Consider the following 23,709-nt stretch of genomic DNA (forward strand, 5'->3'; position numbering starts at 1 on the left):
TGAGGATCTGCTATTGCTTCAGAATCGTGCACGATGTACGGTACATGATATCGGGAATCGGGGTGACATGCATCACTAGCGTGTTTCGCAGGTGTTTTTCACGATCCGCTTGGCCCAGTTCCCACCCGTCCATCACTTCACGACAGATAAGGCACGAACATGCGCTCGCAATTCAAGCTCCCTTCATTGGCCCTCACTGGCCTGCTCGCGCTCTCATTGGCAAGCTGTTCAAATCCAGAAGTACCTTCTGGACAGTCAGCCGAATCGCCCGCCGCCAACGAAGCGATCCAAGTCGAGGTAGACCAAGCTGCGCATGATGCACTTCCCGCGAAGTTCAAGGACAGTGGCAAACTCACCGTGACGATGAGCGAGAGTTCACCGCCGTTGCACTTCATCGCGGATGATGGAAGCACGATAGTCGGCGTCGATGCCGACCTGGCGCAATCGCTCGGTGACGCCATGGGAATTGATCTGACCATTGAAAGCGGCACCTTTGATGCAATCATTCCCGGGGTATCTGCCGGAAAATTTGATCTCGTGGTTTCACAAATGTCTCCTTCAGAGGAACGCATGAAGGTGTTGGATTTCGTGGATTATTACCAGTCCGGTAGTGGCATCGGGGTAACTCCAGGAAATCCAAAGAAACTCAATGTTGATGAACTGTGCGGCGTCAAGGTAGGGGTGCTCAAGGGATCCTTCCAAGATCTCAAGCGTGTACCTGAAGCGTCCGCAAAATGCGTCGCGGATTCCCAACCGGCCATCGACGTGATGACCTACCCAGACATGCAGGCACCAATTCTCGCGCTAACTTCCGGACGAATCGATGCCGTCTACGTAGACGGGCCAACACTTGGTTACGCCATCAAACAGGGCGGCGAGGTAGAGCTCCTGGGCGAAAAGAACGTATCACCTGTCAGCATCGCATTTGCCAAGGATGCCGGCCTTGAAGAAGCGGTACAGCTAGGTCTTGAATCGTTGGAGAAAAGCGGTCGATACCAGCAAATCCTGGACGGTTGGGGCGTAGGCAACGGTGCAATAAGTGACTTTGCGTTCAATAAGGCGCAGTAGGTTTTCATGACCAGCGTATCTAAAACTCCCGAGTCCACAGGGCAACCAGTGGATGCTAAACACCACGAGCTGCTGATGACCAGACCGCGCGAAAGCCACAGAATGATGTGGTTAACCGCTGCGGTCGTACTTGGCGCGGTAGCACTCGTGGCCTACTCCCTCATCACTAACCCACGTTATGAGTGGGACGTGGTCTTCAGCTGGTTCCTCTCCGAACGATTGTTTTCGGGTCTAGTCAACACACTGATCCTGACGGTCATTTCCATGGTCGTCGGAATCGTGGCCGGCGTATTGTTGGCACTCGCGCGATTGGCGCCGAATTATGTTGTAGCCTCGGTCGCTGCATTCATGATTTGGTTCTTCCGCGGCGTTCCGGTGTTCGTCCAGCTATTGTTTTGGGGATTCATCGCAGCGATCTATCCCCGGATCGAGATGGGAATTCCCTTCGGCCCCGAGTTCTTCTCAATTGATGCCAACACCTTGATCACGCCTTTCCTCGCGGCAATTCTCGGGCTAGGCCTCAACGAGGGCGCCTACATGTCCGAAATCGTTCGTGCTGGATTGCTCAGTGTGCATAAGGGCCAGACAGAGGCAGCCAAGGCACTAGGCATGAAGCGCGGCCTTATTCTATGGCGTGTTGTATTGCCTCAAGCCATGAAAATCATCATTCCGCCCACGGGAAACCAGACAATCTCCATGCTCAAAACAACCTCTCTGGTCAGCGTTTTAGCTTTCCCCGAACTACTATATTCTGCGCAAATGGTCTACAGCTCGAATTTCAAAACTATCCCGCTGCTCATTGCGGCCAGTCTCTGGTACTTAGCGGTGACCAGCATCCTTAGTCTGGGTCAGTTCTATATTGAGCGGCATTTCAACCGCGGCTCGGGCAATCGGGCACCACAGAAATTATCTGCCCGGTTCAATCCGCTGAAACGATCGCAACCAATAGTCCAGAAAGTTCAGCCATGAATGACGTTATTGCCGAGGCCTATGAAGTCCAGAAACATTTCGGACAGCTAGAGGTCCTCAAGGGGATCAATCTCACCGTGAATCGTGGTGAAGTGACATGCATCCTTGGCCCCTCAGGATCGGGCAAATCGACCTTTTTACGTTGCATCAATCAGCTGGAGACCCTGACTGGAGGATACATCAAAGTTAATGGTCGGCCCATCGGGGTGAAAATCAAGAACGGCAGCTTGCACAAGCAAAACGAAACCGAAATTGCCACGTCACGCGAACACATCGGCATGGTTTTTCAGAGTTTCAATCTCTTCCCGCACATGACCGTTCTCGAAAATATCTGTGAAGCGCCGCTCCGCGTCAGAAAAGAGAGTCGCAAGGCAGTGACTGCCCGGGCCAACGAACTCTTGGCACGAGTCGGCTTGTCAGAAAAAGCCAACGTTTACCCGGTTGCGCTCTCTGGTGGACAACAACAACGTGTTGCAATCGCCCGCGCCCTAGCCATGGAACCCCAACTCATGCTTTTCGACGAACCGACCTCGGCGTTGGACCCTGAGCTCGTTGGCGAAGTCCTTGATGTCATGCGCGACCTCGCCAAAGCCGGCATGACCATGATCGTGGTGACACACGAAATTGGTTTCGCCCGAGAGGTCGGTGACAATCTCGTATTTATGGACGGCGGTTACGTGGTCGAGCAGGGTCACCCTCGCGAAGTTCTCAGCAATCCGCAGCACGAACGCACACAACAGTTTCTCTCAAAAGTCCTCTAGCGCCAGCCCCAAATTGGAGTATTCACACCATGCGTAACAAATGGATCGTCAGCATCGATGACTACCGAAAAGCTTCGCGCTGGCACCTTCCAAAAATGATCACCGACTATTTAGACGGTGGGGCGTTGGATGAGATCACCACTCGCGCCAATCGCGAGAGCCTCGATGCCCTGATGCTCAGGCAACGCTCAATGGTGGACTTGAGCGAATTATCCACCGAAGCAACGGTCCTGGAGCAACCCGTGGACTTTCCGTTGCTGGTGGCCCCCATGGGCATGCTGACCATCTTCCATCCTGGCTCAGACCTGGCGGTAGCCCGTGCCGCGGTCATCGCGGGCTCCATTTTCATTCACAGCGCCTGGGCGGGGTGCGCCCTCGAGGAAGTCGCTCCCATAGCCGGGGACAAGCTCTGGGCCCAGGTCGCTTTCTGGAAGGATCCAGCCGAAACCGAAAACTACATCCAACGAGCGCGGAATGCCGGGGTCAAAACCTTGGTTGTCGCCGGTGACGTCGGATCGTCGAGCAAGCGCGAACGCGATATGCGCCACGGTCTTTCCATGCCGCCTAAACCACCAGTCTTCGACTACTTCACGACCGCAATGCGACCACGATGGATTTACCGGTGGCTGACCGGGCGCAAGATGACCTATGGAAACTACTCCATCGATGGCAAAGCGCTCCGCATGGATCAAATGAATCAGTGGATGGCCAGCAACAAGAATTCGAGTGCTGATTGGGCGGATTTCGCTAAGCTGCGCCAGCAGTGGGACGGGAAGCTGGTGATCAAGGGCATCATGGATGCCGAAGACGCCGCGCGAGCGGTAGCCGAAGGTGCCGATGGCGTCTTCATCTCAAATCATGGAGGTCGACAGTTCGACGCGCAACCAGCCACCATCGACGTTTTGCCTTCGATCGTCGCAGCTGTGGATGGAAAGGCCGAGATCTACCTTGACGGCGGGATACGTCGCGGACATGACATCGTCAAGGCAATCGGGCTGGGTGCCACCGCTGTAATGGCGGGACGCCCATTTGCCTACGCCTTGGCGACCGGTGGTGAGCCAGCGGTGAGCAAGGCCTTCAAGATTCTGCACGACGAGTTCAAAGGCGCCATGGGTTTCGTCGGAAAAACCAGCGTGGAATCAATAGACGAGTCGGTCTTCGCGCTGCGTAGTCGAATCAACGACTACGTTTAGCAAAAGGTCCGGCACGCGAGCGAATACAGGTTCTCAAGACGCGGTTCGTCCCGGTTCCAAGCAATAGGCCTTGGAACCGGGACCGCGGCGAACCTTTTGCATGCTTAGCCAAGAACGGGTTGCCCATCGGGAACGCCCGCATGAGGCTGAATCCGCCACCCAGAACAAGGTTCAGAGTCACTTACCAAACATCTGCAAGGTAGCTATCGCAGCCACTGACTAGGCTGCGCCACATCTCTAGAAACCCGCAGTATGGTTCTGTTAAGCCTTGTCGATTGCTTCCTTCAGCGCAGCAAGAATCAGCGCTACCGAGGTTGGGTTAGCGTTCGGCCCCATCAGACCGATACGCCACACGGTGTTCGCGTACTGTCCGACGCCGCCACCGATTTCAATGTTGAAACGCTCCAGCAGGTAGCCGCGGACCTTGGCCGAGTCCGTCCCTTCTGGAACCTTGACCGTAGTCAATTGCGGAAGTCGGTAGCCTTCGGTTGCAAATAATTCCAAGCCCATGGCCTCGAGACCATCTTGCAACAGCTTGCCAGCTTCCTGATGGCGCGTGGTCACTGCGTCCAGGCCTTCGGCGAGGATCCGGTCGATGCCGGCTTCCAACGAAGTGACCATGGCAACTGGTGCCGTGTGGTGGTAGGTGCGCCCACCGCCGCTTGCGCCGGTGGCATATCCACCGAGCAGACCGAGATCCAGGTACCAGGACTGGGGCTTCTGAACGCGGCGTTCAAACGCGCGGTCAGAGATGGTGAAGGGTGCCAGACCGGGCGCAACACCAATGCATTTCTGGGTTCCAGCGTAGCCGATGTCGATTCCCCACTCGTCTGCCAAGACCGGCATTCCGCCAATGGAAGTCACCGCATCCACAATCAACAAGGCATCACCTTTGATGGCGCCGAGTGCGGCAATATCGGAAACTACTCCGGTGCTCGTCTCAGCATGCACGCCAGCAATTACGGTGGGATTCGGGTGTGCCGCGGCGACTCGCTCGGCGTCGATAGGTGTTCCGTACTCGTGGTCCACACGTACGACTTCGGCGCCCACGCGCGAGGCAACCTCGCACATGCGCTCACCAAACAGCCCGTTGATGGCAATGACTGCCACATCCCCTGGATTGATGGTATTCACGAAAGCGGCTTCCATGCCAGCGGAGCCGGTAGCACTCAGCGGCAAGGTACGAGTGTTCTTGGTCCCCCATAGGGTGCGCAGTCCATCGCCTACACGGTCCATGCGGGCAATGAATGCTGGATCCAGGTGACCGAGCAAGGGAAGCCCCAGCGCGGCGGTTGCTTCTGGATATGGGTTGCAGGGACCTGGGCCGAACAAATGACGTTGCAGAACAGTCGTGCTCATGACTACTCACTTTCATTCAAGGTGGGCGTGCGTTACCTTCACCTTAGAACCAAAAACGCTTGATAGCGAAAACTAAATTTCGTATGTCGGATGTCGAATTGCATTGCGCTATCGACACCGTTGCGCTCGAACCTCAATGACGATACTCGCGCCGACTCCCGCTACCCTGCACGAAACAGCGGAAGGACCACTCTGGGCTGGTCCTTCCTCCGAGTCAACGAGTCTGAATCACCTACGCCTGTACGCGGGCAGCGCCCAGTTGCGCCATAAAATCGGGCAGCTCTCGCACACCTTCCAAGATCGCATCGTGAGGGTGCAGTTCGAGGTCTGCGCGTCCAAGCTTCCCGGTGAGCACTCCCACCGCAATGGCTCCAGCGTTCGTCGCCGCCTGCAGATCGTTGACCGTATCGCCGACAGCAATCACCTTCGCCACGTCTAGTACTCCGGTCTGTTCCATCACCCGGTGGATCATGTACGGCGCAGGACGGCCAGCTGCCACCTCATCGGCGGTGACTACGGCATCAAGCAACCTGCCCTCTCCAACTCGCCAGCCCAGGCCGTTGAGCAAATCGGTGGCCACGTCTCTTGAGAATCCCGTCGTCAAAGCGATTTTCACGCCTTGTTTCGCCAAAATCTCGAAAGCCTCTACTACACCAGTAAGGGCGACCGGAGGGTTCTGAGCATAGTAGGAAAACAGTAATTCGCGGAAGCGATTAAAAGTTTCCGCTACTAATTGTTCTTCCGCTTTTCCACCACCCAAACGGATGAGCGCGGTAATGGCTTCACGCTTCTCCGCCCCCATCCAGATCTGCAGGTTTTCAGGCGAAACGTCCACTCCGGTTTCGCGCACTGCATTCTCCAGCGCCCTGTAGACATCCGCATGTTCATCGATGGTTGTTCCTGCCATGTCGCAGGCGATCAGTTCGATCATGTTCTTACTCCAAGGTGTTGTTAGGTAACTGAGCTCGGGACGCGAGTTAGTGCGGCACGATGCTCGCTGGTATTTTCGATGCTGAAGTTTGCAAGCTGCGGCAGGTACCTGTCATCGGAATATTCAAGTATTTCTCCCGCACGCGACGAGGTGATCCGTCGTTCGCGCAGTAGCGGTGTGCCCACTTGAACACCTAGAAGTTCGGCATCCGTCTCATCCGCGGCGACTGCGTCAATTGTGTGCCGTCCGCGCGAGAGATCGACTCCCTGCTCACGCAAGTACCCAAAAATGGATCCTGAGTCGCTGTCAAAATCGAACAATAGTCGCCCGGCTTCCAGCGCAAAATTGGAGCGTTCAACCATTGCCGGAGTTTCGTCCAGCAGTCGCAGTCGCAGCACTTGAATCACTTTCTCGTCCGCCCTGAGTCCCATCTGCTCTGCCACGATCGAGTCGGCAACGCGTCGGGCGAGTTCCACCGTGCGCTGTCCCGGAGAGCGTCCAATCGATTGAGCCCATTCGGTAAAGGACATGAAAGTGCTGAAGGACTGGGACGGCACGGTGTGCGCCACCGTAGGCGGCTTCCCTTGCCCACCGGCAATGAGTCCCTCGGAGCGCAGGGTGGCGAGGGCATGGCGAACGGTACCTCGTGAAGCCTCGACTAAGGCACACAGTTCAGATTCACTTGGAAGCTTGTCTCCTTCTCGCCATTGTCCTGACGCAATACGCTGCCTCAGGTCGGCGGCTAATTGCTGATGCTTTGGATAGTTCTTGTTCGGGCTCACAACTTGATCATACAAGTGCGACAACTGAAAATTCGCGGTTTTCATGGACATCGAAACGAATCCTAGGTAAACGAATGGCCCGCAAGTTGAACACTAATCAAACTTGTATAGACAAGTGCTATTTTAGCTTGAATAGGCTCTCCGAAGAAGTGCATGATCAATTTTGTGATCAACGAAAACACCTTCCACAACGAAACTCCCAACGCCATGCATGCCGATGTAGTGGTCATTGGCGCCGGGATCGTAGGCTTGGCCCATGCCGCCCGCTCGGTCGATGCCGGGCTCTCTGTCCTCGTCATCGATCGTGACCACCAAGCAGTCGGCGCGTCCGTCCGCAATTTCGGCCACTGCTGCATTACTGCCCAAAGCGGTGAACTTTACGAGCTAGCTCAAGCCGGACGGCCCTTGTGGTTGGACTACGCAGATCGCGCAGGTTTCTGGGCCGCCGAGTCCGGAGCACTCGTGGTGGCTACCACCCCGACCGAGCTTCAGGTCCTGCGCGAGCTGTCAGATCGGCGTGCCCCTGGTCAGATCACTTTGCTCACGGCTTCCCAAGTCGCTCACGAACTGGGGCGCTCCGAAACCCAGGGGCTCCTCGGTGGCGCCATGTTGCGTGATGACCTTCGTGTGGATCCCCGAACCACAGTTGCGAAATTGGCAGGGTGGATCGATTCGCTGCCACAGGCTTCGGTACGTTGGAACACTTCGGCGCTCGGCTTCGGCATCGGAGAGCAGCGCCGCGCTCGAGTCGAGACCAGCCGGGGGCCTATCGAAGCGGATCAGATATTTGTTTGTGTGGGCCACGACGTTGATTATTTGTTCCCCGCTCTGGCCGAAGAACACCGGATCAAGCGCTGCGCACTGCAGATGGCAAGTTCCGAAAGCCCTGCAGATCTCAAACTAGAACCAGCGGTGCTCACCGCAACGTCAATGCTGCGCTATGAAGCGTTCACCGAGGTCCCCTCGGCTCAGAAATTACGCGCCGAGGTGCGCTCCAAGCATCAAAACCTATTGGATATTCAAGCAAATGTGATGTTTACCCAGCGGCCGGATGGGACGCTGCTCTTAGGCGACTCTCACGATTACGAATTAACCCATCCGCCTTTTATCCAGGAAGACATTTCAAACACCCTGCTGAGCGCCATCGAAGCCGTTCTTCACCGCGAACCGCTGAGCATTCTCGAACGCTGGCAGGGAGTCTATGCCTCCAGCGACGTTGGACCGCTCTTGATTCACAACGTCGCCGAGGCCATCACCGTAGTATCCGTCACCGCCGGTGTCGGTATGACGCTGTCCTTCGGCTTGGCCGACCGCAACGTTCGCTCGCTCATTCAGGAGCCCTCGCTGAGCGCCCCATCGAAGTGACACAAAGTTACCCATTTCTTTCTTCAGGAGTAATCATGAAACTTTCACGCACCGTCGCAGTGGCGGCATCTGCCATAGGGCTCGTAGCGTTGTCGGCCTGCGGTAGCCCGCAGACCCAATCGGAGGCGGTAACTGACGTCCCGGCATTTTGCGCCGATGGTCCGCTGATGTTTGGCATAGAACCGTTCGAAGCCCCAGCGAAACTCGAGCCCGCTTATGGGGTCCTGGCAAATGCACTTGAACGTGAGTTGGGTTGCAAAGTTGAGATGCAGGTAGTCGAAGATTATTCGGCCGAAGTGCTCGCCATGCGCAATGGCAAGCTGGATCTAGGTCAGTTCGGTCCCGTGGGCTATGTCTTCGCAAGCGAGCAGGCAGGTGCCGAGCCACTGGTATCCTTCGGCACCGCTGAGGGCGAGTTGAGTACCTACACGGCCGGCATCTGGGTTCCCAAGGACTCGGATATTACCTCCATCGAGCAGCTTCGCGATGCTGATCTGGCCTTGGGCGGTGTGGGTTCCACCTCCGGGGATGTGCTACCCCGCTATGCGCTCAAGACCGCGGGCGTTGCCGAATCCGAGCTGAATCTGAACTATGCCGGAGGCCACCCCGAGTCATTGCTCGCGCTGACCAACGGCACTGTTGACGCCGCCCAGATTAACTCGCAGACCCTGGCCGTGGCAAAGGCTGAGGGAACCTTCGACCCTGCGGACTACCGCGAGATCTGGACCTCTGAACCAATCCCCAATGACCCCATCACCATTCGTGCCGATGCCGATCCGGCGCTGAAGGAAGCAGTCAAGACCGCATTGCTTGAATTGCCCGAGGCGGACATCGCCCAGGTAGGTGCATTCCTTGATGTCACTCCTCCAGGTCCGCTGCTCGAAGTCACCAAGGATACCTATCAGCCATTATTTGATCTTGCCGCCGAAATGGGCCTAACCGAGAAGGACCTCTAAGTGCGCGATTCAGTTCCTGCCCCACCCTCAACTCCCGCTCGAGCGCTAACAGTTACCGGTCTGGCAAAGTCATTCAATGACCGCAAAGTGCTAGACCAAGTGAACTTCCATGTGAACCGCGGAGAGCTGGTTGCCTTCCTCGGGGCCAACGGATCTGGTAAGTCGACCACGCTTAAATGTGTTGCCGGATTATCCGCACCGGATTCCGGAATCGTTGAGCTTGAGGGAACCGATCTGGCAACGCTCCATGGCCGGGCCCTGATCGAGTCGCGCAGTAGGGCCGCCATGGTTTTCCAGAAAATTCATCTGGTGCCACGCCGCACGGCGCTGGAAAATGTTTGCGCTGGAGGTTTGGCACGCGTCTCCGGATTAGCTTCGATCACTCCGGTTTTCTTCTCTCGTCAATTACGTGAAGAAGCCATGGCTAGTCTTGATCGGGTGGGGATGGCAGACCGTGCCTTGGATAAAGTCGGACGCCTTTCGGGAGGGCAGCAGCAACGTGTAGCCGTGGCCCGAGCACTCTGCCAGCGGGCCTCAGTGTTGTTAGCCGATGAACCGGTATCCGCCCTCGACCCACATGCTGCGGAGAACATCATGGAGCTGCTGTCCGAACTCGCCCATCAGGAGAACCTAGCTGTCGCAGCGGTATTGCATCAACCAGATTTGGCACTGCGCCACGCGGATCGCGCTATTGGCCTGATGCACGGTCGCATTATTTTTGACGGTCCGGCTAGCTCGTTGAACGAACCGGTCCTGGATACGCTCTACTCCCCTGAACGGAGCGCAGCATGAGCCTGCAGATTGAACCTCGAATCGAAAGTCACCCCATGGACGAGTCCAGCTCAGTCATAGCTTCCCGGCCGGCAACGCTCAGCGTGCCACACGACCGGAACCGAGTACGCAGACGCCTGCTCTGGGGCGCGGCCACTGTCCTCATCGTGATACTGCATCTCTTGGCTATACGTGGCACGGATTTTGACCCGGCAGTACTCGTTGAGGGTTGGCGGGGCATGGCACGTTTTCTCGGTGATGCCTTCCCGCCGGATCTGAACTGGGAAACCGTCGTGAAGCCAGGGTTGGAGGCCACCCTCGTCACGCTATGGATTGGCCTGTTGGGTACCACGTTATCCATTCCTACTGCATTGCTCTTGGCAGTTTTGGCGGCGCGTAGCACTTCCCCACATCCGCTGGCCTACCAAATTTCCCGTGCGATTTTGTCGTTCTTCCGGGCGGTACCAGATATCGTCTTTGCGCTGATCTTCGTCACCGCGGTTGGGCTTGGCCCATTTGCCGGGGTGCTGGCACTGATCTGCCACAATACTGGCGTGATGGGAAAGTTGTGGGCGGAGTCAATGGAAGAAACTGACCATGGTCCGCAAGAGGCCCTCTCCACGACCGGTGCATCAAGGTTGCAACAGATAGCGCATGGTTCCCTGCCTCTGGTTGTCCCTCAGTTTATTGGCTTGTTGCTGTACCGCTTCGACGTGAACGTTCGCTCGTCACTCGTGTTGGGGTTGGTGGGTGCCGGAGGTATTGGCTTGCTCATCAATCAGGCGATCAAGTCTTTCCAGTTCGACACCATGCTCACCCACATCATCATCGTTCTGTTGCTTATTATCGTGGTGGACCAGGCCTCAGGGTTTATCCGCCGCAGGCTGGCAGTCTAGGACGCCTCGCGGGTTTTCCGCTCGGAGGATCCAACCAACTGTTCGCTAAGATTGTCCGGCTCCCGCAGGAGCTGGGCGATCTTTTGCTTTCAATGATCTACTCGCGCCACCAATTCTCAGCCGATTCCTCAGTGCTCGGCGACAGCAATGAGCAGAACTGCTAGAACCTAAATGGAGCATTGCTTCTTGAAAAGGTTGTCGGCATAACCGCCACATATTTTCCGTACCGGTCGGTAATTTCTTGTGCCAGTAGCAACGGTTCGGTTAATACCAAAGGCAAGGCAGCGGCAGGAACCTGCAAGAGGTGTGTGCCGCCGCTAAGCCCTCTGCACAATACGAGTTTATTGAGCTTTCGCAGCTCAGTGCTGCATGACGTTTAATGAGAACTCGATGAATCCGTCATCTTCTACTGCAACGAATCCCAAGTCCGGGGCTTCAACACCGAAGTCGGCCCAGTTCACAGGTATCTGGCCGACCAGCTGGGCCTGTCCGTCATTAAAGACGGCCTCCACGTCAGTGGTCACCGCAACGGTCTGTCCATTGAGAGTCAGTTCACCAGTCATGTTGAAAGATTGAGCGCCGCCGACATGTGACGCAGACACGTCAACTGGTTCGACAAGGCTGAAGGTTGCTTCAGGGAACTGCTCGGTATCGATGGCAGTAGTCCGGAAGTACTGGTCGCGTCGGTCGGAGTCAGTTGAGATGGTATCCACTTGCAGGGTGAGATCCGCTGCGATGAGCTGATCTTCTTGAACTGTGAGAGACCCGGTAATGTCTTCGGTACGCCCAGTGACTGTCACGTCGGCACCGTTGAGAACTTCATCGAGACGGTATCCGGCGAAGGAACCCGAACCGACGGACCAAGTTCCAGAGGTGTCCCCGGCACTCGAATCACTGCCAGTTTCCGGCGCACCGTTGGACTGTTCAGCCGCAGGGGTCTGGGAAAGTGTTGGCACGTCTTCGGCCTGAGCCGAGACGGTGGAGGCATAGATACGACTGCCAATAAAGACGCCCGCAATAATGGCTACTGCTGCCAAAGCAATAATCCATACTCGCCGTATCTTTTTGGATTTCTTCTCGACGGACTGGACTGAATCTGTCTGCTCTGTCATTGCAACTCTCGATTGATCACGCCGTCCTTCGACGACAATTTACTTGACCATTCAATTGTTCCATCGGCAATGTGAGTCGGTGTGGAATCCATAGGACTTCACCAAATATCCACAGCCGCTAAACAGGGAATCGGTTTTGGAACACCACATCTCAGCTTCAAAGGCGCCAAAAGGAAAATCCCCGCCCCCCCATGAAGGGAAGCGGGGATGTTCACACCGAAGCGTGAGACTACTTGCGCAGGCCCAAACGCTCGATCAGCGCACGGTAGCGCTCGATGTTGGTGTTCTTGAGGTAGCCGAGCATACGACGACGGCGACCAACCAGAGCCATCAGGCCGCGGCGGGTGTGGTGATCGTGCTTGTGCATCTTCAGGTGCTCGGTCAGGTCCTTGATACGACGGGACATAACGGCAATCTGAACCTCAGGCGAACCGGTGTCACCCTCGTGGGTGGCGTAAGCCTTGATGATTTCGTTCTTTACTGCGGCATCTAATGCCATAACAAACTCCTGGAGTTGGACCGCGTTTCATTCGGTGTGAGCGTCAGACACTCACGACGGCGTCTCGCAACCGCGGACTGCAGCGAGAACCATCGACAATCATATCACCGACGGACCCGTCGGCGCGCCCTCCAAGCATGGGTGAGATAGGGCACCTCGACGATTTGTGCCGCTTCAAAGCCCAGATGCTCGCACCAATACCAGATCAGATTCTGCTCAACTTTGGCTCTGGTTTCTTCCTTGGAGCGCCGGTAGTAGCTGCGCGAACGAGTCAGTTCCAAGATGCCTTGAAGGTCCAGTTCCATCGGCCAATGCCAGATCCCCGATTCCGGGGTGTCGAATTCTTTGCCTAGCGGTGGCGCAATTTCCGGACGGTGCACGTCCCCGGCATGCATGATGCGAGCCAGTCGATGAACCCAAGGCACTTCTACGTCCAGTTGGTTCCAAAGCAAAACAAGCGAACCATCGTTGCGCAACAACCTGGCGGCTTCGGCGCTAGCAAGAGGCGGATCAACCCAGTGCCAGGCTTGGGCATAGGTGATCAAATCCGCACTATTCTCCGGCATCCCGGTCGCTTCTCCGGAGGCACATACCGTATGCACTTGCGGTATGCGCTCCTTGAGCACGGCTAGCATGTCTTCGGACGGATCCACCGCCCAGACATCTATCCCCGCCCCGAGGAGCTGTTCGGTGAAAATTCCAGACCCGCAACCGATGTCTATGGCGCGCTCCACGAAATCGCCGGAAACTGTAAATTCCAACGCTTCGCGTGGATACGCCGGACGAATTTTGTCGTAATTCGCGGCCCCAGCCTCATATGCGGAGGCCAGGTCCGCGCGACGCTCGGGTTTCATGGTGAACGCACGGCGAGGCAGTGAAGGAATTTCCGGCATGTTCCTAGTGGGATTCGGTGGCCAGCACGCTGCGCGCCTGGACCACATCTTCATTCATCTGCTCGATCAGCGCTTCGATGCCACGGTAGGCCACCATGGGGCGCAGATGAGAGATGAACTCAACAACAATTTGCTGGCCATAGAGGTCAAATTCCTCGTAGCCCTCTACGGGGCGATCAATCACGTGGGCCTCGACGACGCGCGCAACACCGTCAAAGGTCGGGTTCGAACCCACCGAGATGGCCGCAGGCCAGCGCACTTCGGCTTCGTCGATCACCCAGCCGGCATACACGCCATCTGCCGGGATAATACCGGCAGCCTCTGGCGCCAGGTTTGCTGTGGGGAACCCCAATTCGCGTCCACGGGCTGCCCCGTGGACTACTTCGCCGCGCATCCGGTGCGGACGTCCAAGGATGGCCGCTGCGGCTTCGACGTTGCCTGCCGCCAGTTCTTCGCGGACCCACGTGGAGGAAAGACGACGCTTATCGCCTACGTCTTCGACACCGATGACATCAAAACCGTATTTTGCGCCCAGCTCGCGCATGAAGTCGAAGTCGCCGGAGTTGCCATGGCCGAAGCGGACGTCGTGGCCCACCACCACTGCCACCGCATTGAGCTTCTCTACGATGATGGAATGCACGAATTCTTCGGCCGACTGTTCGGCGAATTCGAGGGTGTAGTTGATCATTAAAGTCGCATCCAGGCCAACACTGGCCAAGGTGTCGATACGATCTTCCAGACCCATGATGAGCTCGGGAGCAGAGTCAGGGCGGTGCACCTGTGCTGGATGTGGGTCAAAGGTGATCGCTACCGATTTAGCCGAGCGCCTTTTGGCATGCGAGACCGCAGAATCTAGAACTTCACAATGCCCGAGGTGGACGCCGTCGAAGTTACCAATGGTCACGACAGCGGGAGCCATATCCGTGGGGACTGAGTCCAGGCCCTTCCAATAGTGCACTTTGCTCCTCTTGACTCTGCAACGAAAGATAAATAGTTTACCGAGGTAATTCTTGCACGTCTTTAGACGTGACGCTCATTACGGTTACGGAAGAGCCACCACAAACCAATCAGTGGCAGCACCAGCGGAATATAGCCATAACCCTTGCCGAAGTAGCTCCACACGGAGTCGTGGCCGAAGTGATCAGGTAGCACGAAGGACAGCAATCCAACCACGAGCACGCCCAGCAATTCGAAGCTCACCGCAAACAGGGAGAGCTTCCAAGCCCCTGGCTTAGCGGAGGACAGAGTAAAAGTAGCGAGGATATAAACCAGACCTGCAAGCAATGACAAAAGGTAAGCCAGCGGGGCTTCAGAGAAGTCACGAAAGAAAATCTGGTACAGCGCACGCACTGTGGCCGAAAGCGCTAGCACACCGTAAACGGCGATAATAATGCGGCCCAGTCCGGTGGTTCTTCCCGGACGTGGCGCTTTGTCAACGCCACGAGCTTGCGCAGCTTGTACGATGCGTGAATTACGTGGTTTCTCGCTCATGCAACAACTCCTACGTGCCAGATTTGCTCCATGCGGAACAACATAACAAATGTGATGGCTCCCGAAACAGCCAGTACTGTATTTGCCCAGCGGCTCTTATCGCTGACCGCCCAGAAGAACGCTATCGGCGGCATGATTGCCGCGGTCAGCAAATAACCCCAGAATTCCCAAGACTCACCGAGAATAGCTTCTCCCCCGGCCTGGCGAATACCCGCAGCTACCGCATAGACAATCAGAAAAATCTCGGTTCCTGCTGTTGCGATCAACGCCCAATCATCCGGATAACGCCGGATGATGGTGGCAATGATTCCGAGCAACACGGCGAGCGCACACACGATGGCGCCGGCGATAAAGAAGCCGTTAAGGGCAAACAAGACTGAGCCTTTCTGAAAGTCTCACGAAGAAATGAGTTACTGCTTTCCGGTGAAGACTATTTGGCCGCGAGCTTTCTCGCCCTTATCTGCAATGAGTGCCACCAGTCCGCCGTCCGGTGCGAAAGCCGCTACGAGCTCGCCCTCGGGCAGTTCCATAACATTCTTGGAAGCGGTGATGGTTCGTCCGTAAGAGAGCTCGGAAGCTTCGTCTTCGGTCAGTTCGCGGCTTGGGAATAGAGCCGCGGCTGCCTTGTCGAGCGAGAGGATCTCGAACTCTTCGGCGAGCTGTTCCAAACGCTTTGCTTTTGCTATCGGATATGGGCCGACCTCGGTGCGACGCAGCGCGGTGAGATGACCGCCAACGTTGAGCGCTTCGCCCAAGTCTCGGGCCAATGCCCGGATGTAAGTTCCTGATGAGCAGGAGACGGTGACGTCTACGTCCAACACCTTGCCACCCACTTCGCGGCTGATTTCATGGATGTCGAAGCGGGAGATGGTGACCGGGCGGGCTTTGAGTTCTACTTGCTCGCCGGCACGGACTCGAGCATAGGAACGCTTGCCATCTACCTTGATCGCCGAGACCTGGCTTGGGATCTGCTCGATATTGCCGCGAAGCTTGGCGATTTCGCGTTCAATATCCTCGTCGGTCACCGCTGCCGCAATGCGTTCGGAGATAACCTCGCCTTCAGCGTCATCGGTGACGGTGTTCTGTCCCAGACGGATGGTGGCGGTGTAGGTCTTGTCGTGTCCCACAATGTAGGTCAGTAGACGTGTTGCCTTGTTAACACCGATCACCAGGACACCCGTTGCCATGGGATCAAGGGTGCCAGCGTGGCCTACCTTGCGGGTTCCTGCAAGCCGACGGATTCGGCCCACCACGTCATGGGAGGTCATTCCCTGATCTTTGTCGACTAATACGAGGCCCGAGGCCTGCTCTTCAGTGTTCTGCCCGGCTTTACTCACGCCTACCAGTATAGGCGTTATGAAGGCCGCCCTTGCGGTGATGCGTGTCATGCGGCCACAGCCCTCGTCCCGAAAATCGGCTACGAATAGAAATCCAATCCAAATTTCATTCCCGGCGCGGCAAGCACAGATCATTCCGTGCCTAAGTTCAGCGGTGGACAGAGAACCCCGGCTCGATAGGTTCGAAGCACCTGGAAGGAAGAGAATTTCCTAGGACCCAATGCCAGATAACAGACTAGAACCCCGCGAACTGATCAAGTTCATTCTTTTCTTGGCGGGTTGCTTACTGCGCTCGGGGCTACCCGTAGCGCTTGGTTTTTGACACAACTAGCATTCCCGCAATTGGGTGAACTCAACGCTGGACTCTAGGGATGAGTACCGCTACTGTCCCTCGTGTTCATACTGACGATTCTTGGAGCCGGCAAAAATCAGATGCCGCTGGCGACGATTGGCGCCGCGATGGGTTCCCATGTCCGTGTGGGTCTAGAAGACTCGCTGTGGATCGGCCCGGGGCAGCTTGCGGCGTCGAATGCCGAACAGGTGACCCGTATCCGAACTATCCTCGAAGCACTGAATTTTGAGGTGGCCACTCCCGATGAAGCACGCGAAATGCTGGCGCTCAAGGGGCGTGAAAACGTAGCCTTCTAGCCCCCTGGCAAGCTTTCGAAACACGCAAACGAAAATTTGGCTCCGGCTCCTCAAGGATTGCGCAGCACAGTCTGCGTCTGCCTTGAGCAGCTCAAGCGGGCTAAGCGCAGCCCCCTATTGAGCGGCGATCGGGTTTGGCCGACGCCTCAGGTATAGCCGGGCTAGCGGCACTACTTGTTCGAATCCTCCGGACGTTTCCGGAACTGATCGGAGATGAGGTTGGCGTTCGCGTGGTCCCATTGTTCAATCATGCTCTTACCGCCGTGTCCATCTCCTTCGTCAATGATGTGTGACTGTTAGTTTCAATTGGCGGTTTATTACCGTTAAAAATGGCGCATCGCACAGCACGGTTCACTCTGGTTCTAAATGGTTGAAGGCGGGGCGCTAATTTCCCGGTGGAAATAGTGCCCCGCCTTCAACAGCAACGAAACCAGCGCTAATGCAGGACGTTGCCCGGCTGCTGGGTGAGCTGCTTGCGGTGGACGCGGGCAGCACGAAGGCCGTTGGCAATCACGATGACTTCTGCGACCTCGTGAACCAGCACTACCGCGGCCAATCCCAGCACTCCGGTAATAGCCAAGGGCAGCAGGACAACGATGATCGCCATTGACAGGACGATGTTCTGATTCATGATCGCCCGGCCCCGTCGAGCATGGGACAAGGCTTGCGGGATCAGTCTCAAATCGTGGCCGGTGAAGGCTACGTCGGCTGATTCTATGGCAGCATCGGCACCGGTAGCGCCCATCGCAATCCCCACGGTAGCGCTAGCCAAGGCAGGGGCATCGTTGATCCCGTCACCGATCATCCCTGTAGGAACCTGCTGCACCGACGAAGCGATTTCACGGGCCTTGTCTTCAGGCCGCAGTTCGGCATGAACGGTGTCTATACCGGCGATTGAAGCCAGCGCGCGGGCAGTACGGAAGTTATCGCCGGTGAGCATCACCACGTCGATTCCCTGGTCATGCAGGTCTCGAATTGCCTCGGCCGCTTCAGGGCGTAGTTCATCGCGCACGCCGATCACGCCAATGACCTGCTCTGCGCGAGTGACCATGACGCAGGTTTGCCCGGAGGCCTCCATGGATTCAACAGCGGAAGCAAGCGATCCTGGGGCAATCCATCGAGGACTGCCGACCCCGACCTGCACACCTTCCAGGACGCCGGTAATGCCGTTTCCTGGCTCTTCGTTAACCGCCGTTGCCTCAGAGATCGTGGACACTGCTGCGGTGATGGCCGTAGCTAGAGGGTGGGTGCTGTGCTGTTCCAGGGCGGCGGCAACGGCGAGCACCTCTTCGCGGGTCGCATCATCAACGGTCTGGACTTGCGTGACCACTGGCTGATTGCGTGTGAGCGTTCCAGTTTTATCTACCGCGATGCGGCGCAGGGAACCAAGCCGTTCGAACGCTGCTCCGCTTTTGATGATGACACCGAACTTGCTGGCAGCTCCGATACCGGAAACAACGGTGACAGGAACGGCGATGGCCATCGCGCAAGGCGAGGCTGCGACCAGCACGATCAGTGCGCGTGTGATCCAGGTTTCGGGATCGCCGAAGATCGCTCCAAGCACAGCGACCAGTACCGCCAGGACGATGACACCGGGAACCAGCGGGCGGGCAATGCGGTCAGCGAGCCGTGCCCGTTCGCCACGTTCCGACTGGGCTTGCTCGACTAGGCTCACCAACGTGGTCAGGGAGTTGTCCGTGCCGTTAGCCGTTGCAGTGACTACTAGCGCGCCGGATGAATTGATGGAACCAGCAGCAACCTGGTCACCCACTGTTACTTCCACGGGAATTGATTCCCCTGTGATAGCGGAGGTGTCTAAGCTGCTTGATCCCTGGCTGACCACGCCATCGGTTGCCAAGCGTTCACCAGGCTTCACGCGCAGGGCATCGCCAATCTTGATCTCTGCTGCACTGACCACGACCGGTGCGCTGTCACGGATGATGGTGGCGGTTTCCGGGACGAGCTTCAATAAAGAGCGCAGGCCCGAGCGTGCCCTGTCCATGGCTTTGTCTTCCAGTGCTTCGGCAATGGAATACAGGAATGCCAGGGCTGCGGCTTCTTCGACATAGCCGAGGATGACCGCACCGGTGGCGCTGATGGTCATCAGCAGCCCAATGCCGAGTTTCCGTTTCGTGAACAGGTTTCGTAGGGCGCTGGGAACAAAGGTAAAAGCGCCCAGCAGCAGGCCGATCCAAAACAGCACCATGGCCACGATGGCGGCGCTCTCGCCGTGGGTGCTCCATTCAAGGACGAGCCCAGCGAGGAAGAAAACGCCGGAGGCTATGGGTACGAGCACATGCCAATCCCGCCACCAGGGCAGTTCCTCTTCGAATTCTTCGGTGGGTTCCGGTGAATCGCAACCGCAGGCGGAACTCATGCTTGCTCCTCGTGTTCTCGATCGGCGCTGGTGGCGCAGTCAGGGCAGGAAGAGTCCAGGCAAGGTACTTGATCATCGACGGCCAGCGTCACGTCAACCAGGGCGCTCAGAGCGGTGGTGAGGTGCGGATCGGTGATTTCGTACCGGGTGTTGCGGCCTTCCAGTTTCGCCACGACAATTCCGCAGCCGCGCAGGCAGGTCAGATGGTTGGAGACGTTGGCGCGGCTCAGTCCCAGGGTCTGGGCAAGTTCCGCTGGGTATCCGGGTTCGTGCAGCAAGGACAGGAGGATGCGTGACCGGGTGGGGTCGGCCATGGCGCGGCCAAGCCGGTTCATCGCATCGATCCGCGATTCAATGTTCATCATACGATGTACTATACAGCACTTGATGTACTAGTGGCACCGCCCAAAATCGATCGTTTCTGAGAACCTGAAAAGCGCATTCCGAGCATCAGTTCGAAGTGCGCTTTTTCAATGTTCTTGGATTCCCAAAACCTGGTACCGAAAGTCGACCGGGCTTGAAGGGGCACGGAAGGTTTTTGGGATGTTTAGTGGTCTAACTCTTTAATTCTGCGGTAGAGGGTCGCTCGGGACATTCCCATATCTTTGGCGACTTGGGTGGCTGGATCGCCTGCCTGGATGAGCTTGGCTGCGGTTCGGATCTGGGATTCGGTGAAGGTAGGTCGGCGACCGCCGAGGTCCCCTCCGGCGGTGCGGCGTTTGGTCACAGAGTCGTTGATGCGTTCACGTTTGATCTCCAGCTCCATTTGCGCGAGTGCTGCCATGACAGTGAAGACCATGGCTCCCATGGGTGTCTTGGTATCTACATCGCCGCCGCCGAGGTTTAGCACTCGCAGTCCGATATTCCGTTCGCGCAGTTCTTGGGCGAGTTCGAGCATTTTCTGGGTGGAGCGTCCGAGCCGGTCCAGGGTAGTAATCACCAGGGTGTCGTCTGGGTAGAGTGCTTCGAGGGCTTTATCGAGTCCAGGACGTTTGGCCAGCGCCCCGGAGAGTCCACGGTCGGTGTAGAGGTCATCGCGCCGGATGCCAGCCGCCAATAGGTCTTGGATTTGCCGGTCGGCGTCTTGGACTTTGGTGGATACGCGAGCGTATCCGATCAGCTTGGTCATGGAACCCTTGAAAGTGTCTCGCAACTAATAGTGTCAATATGATTCTACGACATTGGTTGTGACACATAGTTGCGAGAATTTAGAACCGTTGAGTTTTCAAGGATTTTCAGCTGGGGGAGCGGCGCTCGGTGAGACGTCTTGCAACCCATGGGTTGCAAGACGTCTCATCCAGGTGGAAGCCTCTTTTTGGGAAATAGAAGATACGGATACGTTCTAGTTTTGCAGTGGCCTAGTTTCTACTGTTCTGCGTTCGAGAACTAGCGTAGGAGCATCCTCATCGTGCGTGATGGTTGCGTTTTCTTCTAGGCAACAGTCGTTGGGAATGTCTAGAACGCAAGCTAGACCTCCAGGACTGGCGGTGGAATTGTAGAGGAGCCCAATGACAGGTTCGTTATTCGCACGCATGTGAGCTTGCATGAAGAATTCGGTGACTAATTGGGTGGGGATGTAATCAATAGGCTGATCTTCATTATCAATCTTCAGTCCAAGCTGCTCTACAAATTTATGTAGAAAGCGGATTTCACGGCGCAAATGGCCAAGTTGGGGGCAGAAGATCGATGGTTCTGCCGGTAACTTAGTTAGGTCTAGGACCGCTATGTCTTTTTCTAGCCTAAAGCGTCCGAAAGTGACATGATCAGATTCTAGTGGCGTATGAGCTGAGACTTCTTTGATGGCTGTTATCTGATCCTCGGCGCCGTAGAACATCGGAATGCCAGCAGGACTCATCCTGTTAGGCGATTTCGCATATTGACGCGGCGATGTCCCCAACTCACCCGCTGGTACGTCTGTATTAAGTTTTCCCTCGGGGTGGGTTCTGGCTCGCCAAAACGTGGTTCCCCGCTCTAATGTGGAAATCAGGCCTAGCTGGCTATCTACTACTTCGCCGATATGATCCAGGACTTCGGCTGGTGTAATCTCACCTGCAGATGGATATGATTCGGTTTTCCTGCTATCCGCGAGCCAGAAAACATATCGCGTCTTATACTTCACCTGCTCACATAGATTCTCCCATGCGTCAGCCATAGCGATGTCGGGTCCTAGTGAGAAAACGTCTCGTTTGACCCAAATTCTGTCCTGCATCGAATCTCTGAGCGATTCGACGATGTCTTCCCGTGCGAACGAGTCACTGAAATCCCCAATGAGATCCCATGTATCCCATCTCTGGTTATCCGAGATTTGGTATCCGCCTTCTCGGCTATCGTAGGCAACACTTTCATCATCGATGTTGTTGAACTCGTTCTTAATTCCATCTGCAAACATGCCAACAACGAGATCAAATGTGGCTGCGTTTTGCCGTCCGCAGAAGGAACACTCATCTTGTGCGGAAGCAGAGCCGCTCACGGCGTTTTTTAGTGCTCGATCCTCAACGCAGTCGACGCAAATGGATAAGTCTGTTGGTGCCCATCCTTGCTCGTCAATTTCAATTTGTAGTCTTTTAGCCATTCCCATGGACATCATCTTAGAGTTATTGCGATGCGATAACCGCAAGGCTGCAGGGCGTCCATGTGGCTAGTGAGCTCCGGATGGATCTTCCGAGTAGGTCGAGGCACCAGACTATGAGGGTGCCGCCGGGGCGGATCTGGCTCAGGAGCTCATCGAGCTCGGGCCGGGCGCGAATGCGCGGGAGGCGATGCCCCATGTTTAAATGTCTCAATACTCGTGGAATGCAAAACTTTCGATACATAGTTTATAGCACTGTGTTTCGCGACCAATCGAGTTCGAAAATCTGTTGAGTTTTCAACTGTCTATGATTTCTACCAAGTCGGTGGGTCAGTGTGTCGTAAACGACCGTTTTTGGCGTCCGTATAAGGCCCCTTCACCGGGCATTTTCTCGGGCGGGGTATATGGGAATCTGAAATCGTTGAAAACTCGGAGTTTCGAAAACTTAACAAGTCAACGGATCGAGTGTCCCGTATGGCGACCGTCTTACGGGACACCTGAGTTCCTATTCGGAAAACTCTCTGACAGGATGCCGAAACTCGCTTGAGGCGAAATACGACTGTTCGTCACGAGATGTGTTCCTCACGGAATGCTGTCTGGGGTTGCTCAGCTGGAAATTGAATCGGCTTCCGCAATGTCGGCTAGAGCCGAATCCTCCACGCTCAACATCACACTGCTATCCCGACGGTTGAAGAGGTGTGTAATAATTGTCCGGCCGTTTGCTTCCCAGATGCAGGGTGGCGTCTCTTCGTTGTCCCACGGATGATCCGGTTTTCCAAAGAGTTCGGTGAGTTCCATCCGCAGTTTGTTGTATCCGCTTTGAGCAGCTGGATCCTCGGAGTCTTGAGTGCCGTAGAGGTGGACGGACACACCTAGGAACTCCTTGTTATAGGTGTCCCACGAGCTAGGTGCTTGTCCGCCGAGGCCTATATCCAGCTCAGTCATCTGGTGGGGCGATTCTTCGTTCTCCAGCTTGTACTGGCTCCCTGATTTGAATCCAAGGTGCGCGAATAGATTTTCACGTTCTTCATCGGACTGGGGCCAAGGCTCGTCGACCAATTTCTTGACGAGTTCCACCACGGTGTAAGACGCGGGATTCAATTCCAATACAGGTTCAGTCTCGGACATAGTGCGAGCTTACCTGGCAAGAATTGAGACATAGACCTTATGGGTTCGTCTTATGGGAATGGAACAGCTGTTCCCGAAGCAAATCTAGTGGGTGGCTCTAAGATGATCACATGATGACAGTTATTTCAGCCCCAGGTGATCTCGTTGTCGCAACCAATGATGGCGTGGACGTACGGTTTGCCGGCATCGAGTCGATTGCCGATGTTCCGATCGACTCCGCCGGATGGCTGGGAAGTGAAGGCATCAAAATCTACTTCCAAGGAATTCGCAGCCACGAGACCTGGCAACGCGACGTTCGCTACGAAGAGCAACTGACGCAATGGGCTGACATGAGAAAGCGTAAGGGGGAGGAAGCAGCGGGCGACGCACCTTCAATGCCCGGCCAGCTCATTCTTGGACCGGTTGGAGCTGTCATCTCGGACGACGTGGGAACCAATTATCGGTTGACATCCGGACAGGTCGCCGGGAGCGCGACAGAGTGGGAGTCCACCTGGGTATATCTTCCTAACCCGCCGAGAGCAGCCCGATTCTTAACACTTGAATTCACAGTTGACGATGAACCGACCGGTAAGACATGCACAGTGCGACTGGACTGACTCCGAAA

Annotated in this window: 26 protein-coding genes; 10 read left to right on the forward strand and 16 right to left on the reverse strand. The window is 56.1% G+C overall.

The window, feature by feature from the left end; translation table 11 throughout:
- Positions 1-159 precede the first annotated feature (159 nt).
- From CQ019_RS14630 to CQ019_RS14645, 4 genes are read left to right on the forward strand one after another with little or no spacing between them, the layout of a single operon-like run.
- Positions 160-1,068, forward strand: a complete 909-nt coding sequence (locus tag CQ019_RS14630) for an ABC transporter substrate-binding protein (protein WP_096288259.1) — start codon at positions 160-162, stop codon at positions 1,066-1,068.
- Positions 1,069-1,074: 6 nt separating this feature from the next.
- Positions 1,075-2,037 carry an amino acid ABC transporter permease gene (locus CQ019_RS14635; RefSeq protein WP_217990417.1) on the forward strand — a complete coding sequence of 321 codons (963 nt, stop codon included), beginning with the start codon at positions 1,075-1,077 and terminating at the stop codon, positions 2,035-2,037.
- Entirely contained in the window at positions 2,034-2,798 is a 765-nt protein-coding gene (locus CQ019_RS14640; RefSeq protein WP_096288261.1) for an amino acid ABC transporter ATP-binding protein, read from the forward strand. The genes CQ019_RS14635 and CQ019_RS14640 overlap by 4 nt, the downstream gene beginning before the upstream one ends.
- 29 nt (positions 2,799-2,827) lie before the next feature.
- Positions 2,828-3,991, forward strand: coding sequence for an alpha-hydroxy acid oxidase (locus tag CQ019_RS14645; RefSeq protein WP_096288263.1), 1,164 nt, complete (start codon positions 2,828-2,830; stop codon positions 3,989-3,991).
- 261 nt (positions 3,992-4,252) lie between these two features.
- On the opposite strand, the gene CQ019_RS14650 is transcribed toward CQ019_RS14645, so the two are convergent.
- The 3 genes from CQ019_RS14650 to CQ019_RS14660 form a co-directional block, all read right to left on the reverse strand.
- Entirely contained in the window at positions 4,253-5,350 is a 1,098-nt protein-coding gene (locus CQ019_RS14650; protein WP_096288265.1) for an alanine--glyoxylate aminotransferase family protein, read from the reverse strand.
- Positions 5,351-5,582: 232 nt separating this feature from the next.
- A complete protein-coding gene (locus CQ019_RS14655; RefSeq protein ID WP_105570012.1) occupies positions 5,583-6,281 on the reverse strand; it encodes a phosphonatase-like hydrolase in 699 nt (232 codons plus the stop codon).
- 20 nt (positions 6,282-6,301) lie between these two features.
- Positions 6,302-7,108, reverse strand: a complete 807-nt coding sequence (locus CQ019_RS14660) for a GntR family transcriptional regulator (RefSeq protein ID WP_105570026.1) — start codon at positions 7,106-7,108, stop codon at positions 6,302-6,304.
- Between the two features lie 108 nt (positions 7,109-7,216).
- Here CQ019_RS14660 and CQ019_RS14665 point away from each other — a divergent pair, with 108 nt between their 5' ends.
- From CQ019_RS14665 to phnE, 4 genes are all read left to right on the forward strand, one after another.
- Positions 7,217-8,428: a TIGR03364 family FAD-dependent oxidoreductase gene (locus tag CQ019_RS14665; protein ID WP_105570013.1), complete on the forward strand. Its 1,212-nt coding sequence runs from the start codon at positions 7,217-7,219 to the stop codon at positions 8,426-8,428.
- Between the two features lie 35 nt (positions 8,429-8,463).
- Positions 8,464-9,384 (forward strand): phosphate/phosphite/phosphonate ABC transporter substrate-binding protein, encoded by a 921-nt coding sequence (locus CQ019_RS14670; protein WP_105554764.1) that lies wholly within the window; start codon positions 8,464-8,466, stop codon positions 9,382-9,384.
- An 87-nt stretch (positions 9,385-9,471) separates the two neighbouring features.
- A complete protein-coding gene (locus tag CQ019_RS14675) occupies positions 9,472-10,176 on the forward strand; it encodes a phosphonate ABC transporter ATP-binding protein (RefSeq protein ID WP_258133960.1) in 705 nt (234 codons plus the stop codon).
- A complete protein-coding gene (gene phnE, locus CQ019_RS14680) occupies positions 10,173-11,051 on the forward strand; it encodes a phosphonate ABC transporter, permease protein PhnE (protein ID WP_255248513.1) in 879 nt (292 codons plus the stop codon). Before CQ019_RS14675 ends, phnE begins: the two co-directional genes overlap by 4 nt.
- Positions 11,052-11,410: 359 nt before the next feature.
- Here the strand turns inward: phnE and CQ019_RS14685 are convergent, their stop codons facing one another.
- From CQ019_RS14685 to truB, 7 genes are all read right to left on the reverse strand, one after another.
- Positions 11,411-12,163 (reverse strand): YceI family protein, encoded by a 753-nt coding sequence (locus CQ019_RS14685; RefSeq protein WP_096288275.1) that lies wholly within the window; start codon positions 12,161-12,163, stop codon positions 11,411-11,413.
- 229 nt (positions 12,164-12,392) lie between these two features.
- Positions 12,393-12,662: a 30S ribosomal protein S15 gene (rpsO, locus tag CQ019_RS14690; RefSeq protein ID WP_096288277.1), complete on the reverse strand. Its 270-nt coding sequence runs from the start codon at positions 12,660-12,662 to the stop codon at positions 12,393-12,395.
- A 104-nt stretch (positions 12,663-12,766) separates the two neighbouring features.
- The gene (locus tag CQ019_RS14695) at positions 12,767-13,555 is read right to left on the reverse strand and encodes a class I SAM-dependent methyltransferase (protein WP_096288279.1); all 789 of its coding nucleotides are present in this window, start codon (positions 13,553-13,555) and stop codon (positions 12,767-12,769) included.
- A 4-nt stretch (positions 13,556-13,559) separates the two neighbouring features.
- The gene (locus CQ019_RS14700) at positions 13,560-14,513 is read right to left on the reverse strand and encodes a bifunctional riboflavin kinase/FAD synthetase (protein ID WP_096288281.1); all 954 of its coding nucleotides are present in this window, start codon (positions 14,511-14,513) and stop codon (positions 13,560-13,562) included.
- Between the two features lie 62 nt (positions 14,514-14,575).
- Positions 14,576-15,046, reverse strand: a complete 471-nt coding sequence (locus CQ019_RS14705) for a hypothetical protein (protein WP_096288283.1) — start codon at positions 15,044-15,046, stop codon at positions 14,576-14,578.
- Positions 15,043-15,420, reverse strand: coding sequence for a hypothetical protein (locus CQ019_RS14710; protein WP_105570015.1), 378 nt, complete (start codon positions 15,418-15,420; stop codon positions 15,043-15,045). Before CQ019_RS14710 ends, CQ019_RS14705 begins: the two co-directional genes overlap by 4 nt.
- Before the next feature lie 36 nt (positions 15,421-15,456).
- A complete protein-coding gene (gene truB, locus CQ019_RS14715) occupies positions 15,457-16,383 on the reverse strand; it encodes a tRNA pseudouridine(55) synthase TruB (RefSeq protein ID WP_255248514.1) in 927 nt (308 codons plus the stop codon).
- Between the two features lie 393 nt (positions 16,384-16,776).
- Here truB and CQ019_RS14720 point away from each other — a divergent pair, with 393 nt between their 5' ends.
- Positions 16,777-17,031, forward strand: coding sequence for a 3-keto-5-aminohexanoate cleavage protein (locus CQ019_RS14720; protein WP_255248515.1), 255 nt, complete (start codon positions 16,777-16,779; stop codon positions 17,029-17,031).
- A 436-nt stretch (positions 17,032-17,467) separates the two neighbouring features.
- Here CQ019_RS14720 and CQ019_RS14725 read toward each other — a convergent pair whose 3' ends face one another.
- The 6 genes from CQ019_RS14725 to CQ019_RS14745 all read right to left on the reverse strand — a co-directional run bounded on the left by CQ019_RS14725 (position 17,468) and on the right by CQ019_RS14745 (position 23,105).
- Positions 17,468-19,408, reverse strand: coding sequence for a cation-translocating P-type ATPase (locus tag CQ019_RS14725; RefSeq protein ID WP_105554765.1), 1,941 nt, complete (start codon positions 19,406-19,408; stop codon positions 17,468-17,470).
- Positions 19,405-19,773, reverse strand: a complete 369-nt coding sequence (locus tag CQ019_RS14730) for a helix-turn-helix transcriptional regulator (RefSeq protein ID WP_096288291.1) — start codon at positions 19,771-19,773, stop codon at positions 19,405-19,407. The genes CQ019_RS14725 and CQ019_RS14730 overlap by 4 nt, the downstream gene beginning before the upstream one ends.
- 182 nt (positions 19,774-19,955) lie before the next feature.
- On the reverse strand, positions 19,956-20,537 hold the full coding sequence (locus CQ019_RS14735; protein WP_096288330.1) for a recombinase family protein: 582 nt from the start codon (positions 20,535-20,537) through the stop codon (positions 19,956-19,958).
- Between the two features lie 213 nt (positions 20,538-20,750).
- On the reverse strand, positions 20,751-21,986 hold the full coding sequence (locus CQ019_RS14740) for a HEPN-associated N-terminal domain-containing protein (protein ID WP_176484263.1): 1,236 nt from the start codon (positions 21,984-21,986) through the stop codon (positions 20,751-20,753).
- Positions 21,987-22,002: 16 nt separating this feature from the next.
- Entirely contained in the window at positions 22,003-22,221 is a 219-nt protein-coding gene (locus tag CQ019_RS18945; protein ID WP_141393592.1) for a recombinase family protein, read from the reverse strand.
- Between the two features lie 362 nt (positions 22,222-22,583).
- Positions 22,584-23,105 carry a hypothetical protein gene (locus CQ019_RS14745; protein ID WP_096288295.1) on the reverse strand — a complete coding sequence of 174 codons (522 nt, stop codon included), beginning with the start codon at positions 23,103-23,105 and terminating at the stop codon, positions 22,584-22,586.
- Between the two features lie 110 nt (positions 23,106-23,215).
- On the opposite strand from CQ019_RS14745, the gene CQ019_RS14750 reads away from it, so the two are divergent.
- Positions 23,216-23,701: a hypothetical protein gene (locus tag CQ019_RS14750; RefSeq protein ID WP_096288297.1), complete on the forward strand. Its 486-nt coding sequence runs from the start codon at positions 23,216-23,218 to the stop codon at positions 23,699-23,701.
- Positions 23,702-23,709: the final 8 nt, after the last annotated feature.

This window comes from Arthrobacter sp. MYb229, from assembly GCF_002975405.1.
Taxonomy (GTDB): domain Bacteria; phylum Actinomycetota; class Actinomycetes; order Actinomycetales; family Micrococcaceae; genus Glutamicibacter.

Bases quoted from the DNA above. Each gene is read 5' to 3' on its own strand.
- CQ019_RS14660 (WP_105570026.1), bottom strand. From the start codon at position 7,108: ATGAAAACCGCGAATTTTCAGTTGTCGCACTTGTATGATCAAGTTGTG.
- CQ019_RS14730 (WP_096288291.1), bottom strand. From the start codon at position 19,773: ATGATGAACATTGAATCGCGGATCGATGCGATGAACCGGCTTGGCCGC.
- CQ019_RS18945 (WP_141393592.1), bottom strand. From the start codon at position 22,221: ATGTATCGAAAGTTTTGCATTCCACGAGTATTGAGACATTTAAACATG.
- CQ019_RS14750 (WP_096288297.1), top strand. From the start codon at position 23,216: ATGATGACAGTTATTTCAGCCCCAGGTGATCTCGTTGTCGCAACCAAT.
- CQ019_RS14645 (WP_096288263.1), top strand. From the start codon at position 2,828: ATGCGTAACAAATGGATCGTCAGCATCGATGACTACCGAAAAGCTTCG.
- phnE (WP_255248513.1), top strand. From the start codon at position 10,173: ATGAGCCTGCAGATTGAACCTCGAATCGAAAGTCACCCCATGGACGAG.
- CQ019_RS14705 (WP_096288283.1), bottom strand. From the start codon at position 15,046: ATGAGCGAGAAACCACGTAATTCACGCATCGTACAAGCTGCGCAAGCT.
- CQ019_RS14725 (WP_105554765.1), bottom strand. From the start codon at position 19,408: ATGAGTTCCGCCTGCGGTTGCGATTCACCGGAACCCACCGAAGAATTC.
- CQ019_RS14745 (WP_096288295.1), bottom strand. From the start codon at position 23,105: ATGTCCGAGACTGAACCTGTATTGGAATTGAATCCCGCGTCTTACACC.
- CQ019_RS14665 (WP_105570013.1), top strand. From the start codon at position 7,217: ATGATCAATTTTGTGATCAACGAAAACACCTTCCACAACGAAACTCCC.
- CQ019_RS14740 (WP_176484263.1), bottom strand. From the start codon at position 21,986: ATGGGAATGGCTAAAAGACTACAAATTGAAATTGACGAGCAAGGATGG.
- CQ019_RS14735 (WP_096288330.1), bottom strand. From the start codon at position 20,537: ATGACCAAGCTGATCGGATACGCTCGCGTATCCACCAAAGTCCAAGAC.
- CQ019_RS14640 (WP_096288261.1), top strand. From the start codon at position 2,034: ATGAATGACGTTATTGCCGAGGCCTATGAAGTCCAGAAACATTTCGGA.
- rpsO (WP_096288277.1), bottom strand. From the start codon at position 12,662: ATGGCATTAGATGCCGCAGTAAAGAACGAAATCATCAAGGCTTACGCC.
- CQ019_RS14635 (WP_217990417.1), top strand. From the start codon at position 1,075: ATGACCAGCGTATCTAAAACTCCCGAGTCCACAGGGCAACCAGTGGAT.
- CQ019_RS14655 (WP_105570012.1), bottom strand. From the start codon at position 6,281: ATGATCGAACTGATCGCCTGCGACATGGCAGGAACAACCATCGATGAA.
- CQ019_RS14670 (WP_105554764.1), top strand. From the start codon at position 8,464: ATGAAACTTTCACGCACCGTCGCAGTGGCGGCATCTGCCATAGGGCTC.
- CQ019_RS14650 (WP_096288265.1), bottom strand. From the start codon at position 5,350: ATGAGCACGACTGTTCTGCAACGTCATTTGTTCGGCCCAGGTCCCTGC.
- CQ019_RS14630 (WP_096288259.1), top strand. From the start codon at position 160: ATGCGCTCGCAATTCAAGCTCCCTTCATTGGCCCTCACTGGCCTGCTC.
- CQ019_RS14685 (WP_096288275.1), bottom strand. From the start codon at position 12,163: ATGACAGAGCAGACAGATTCAGTCCAGTCCGTCGAGAAGAAATCCAAA.
- CQ019_RS14695 (WP_096288279.1), bottom strand. From the start codon at position 13,555: ATGCCGGAAATTCCTTCACTGCCTCGCCGTGCGTTCACCATGAAACCC.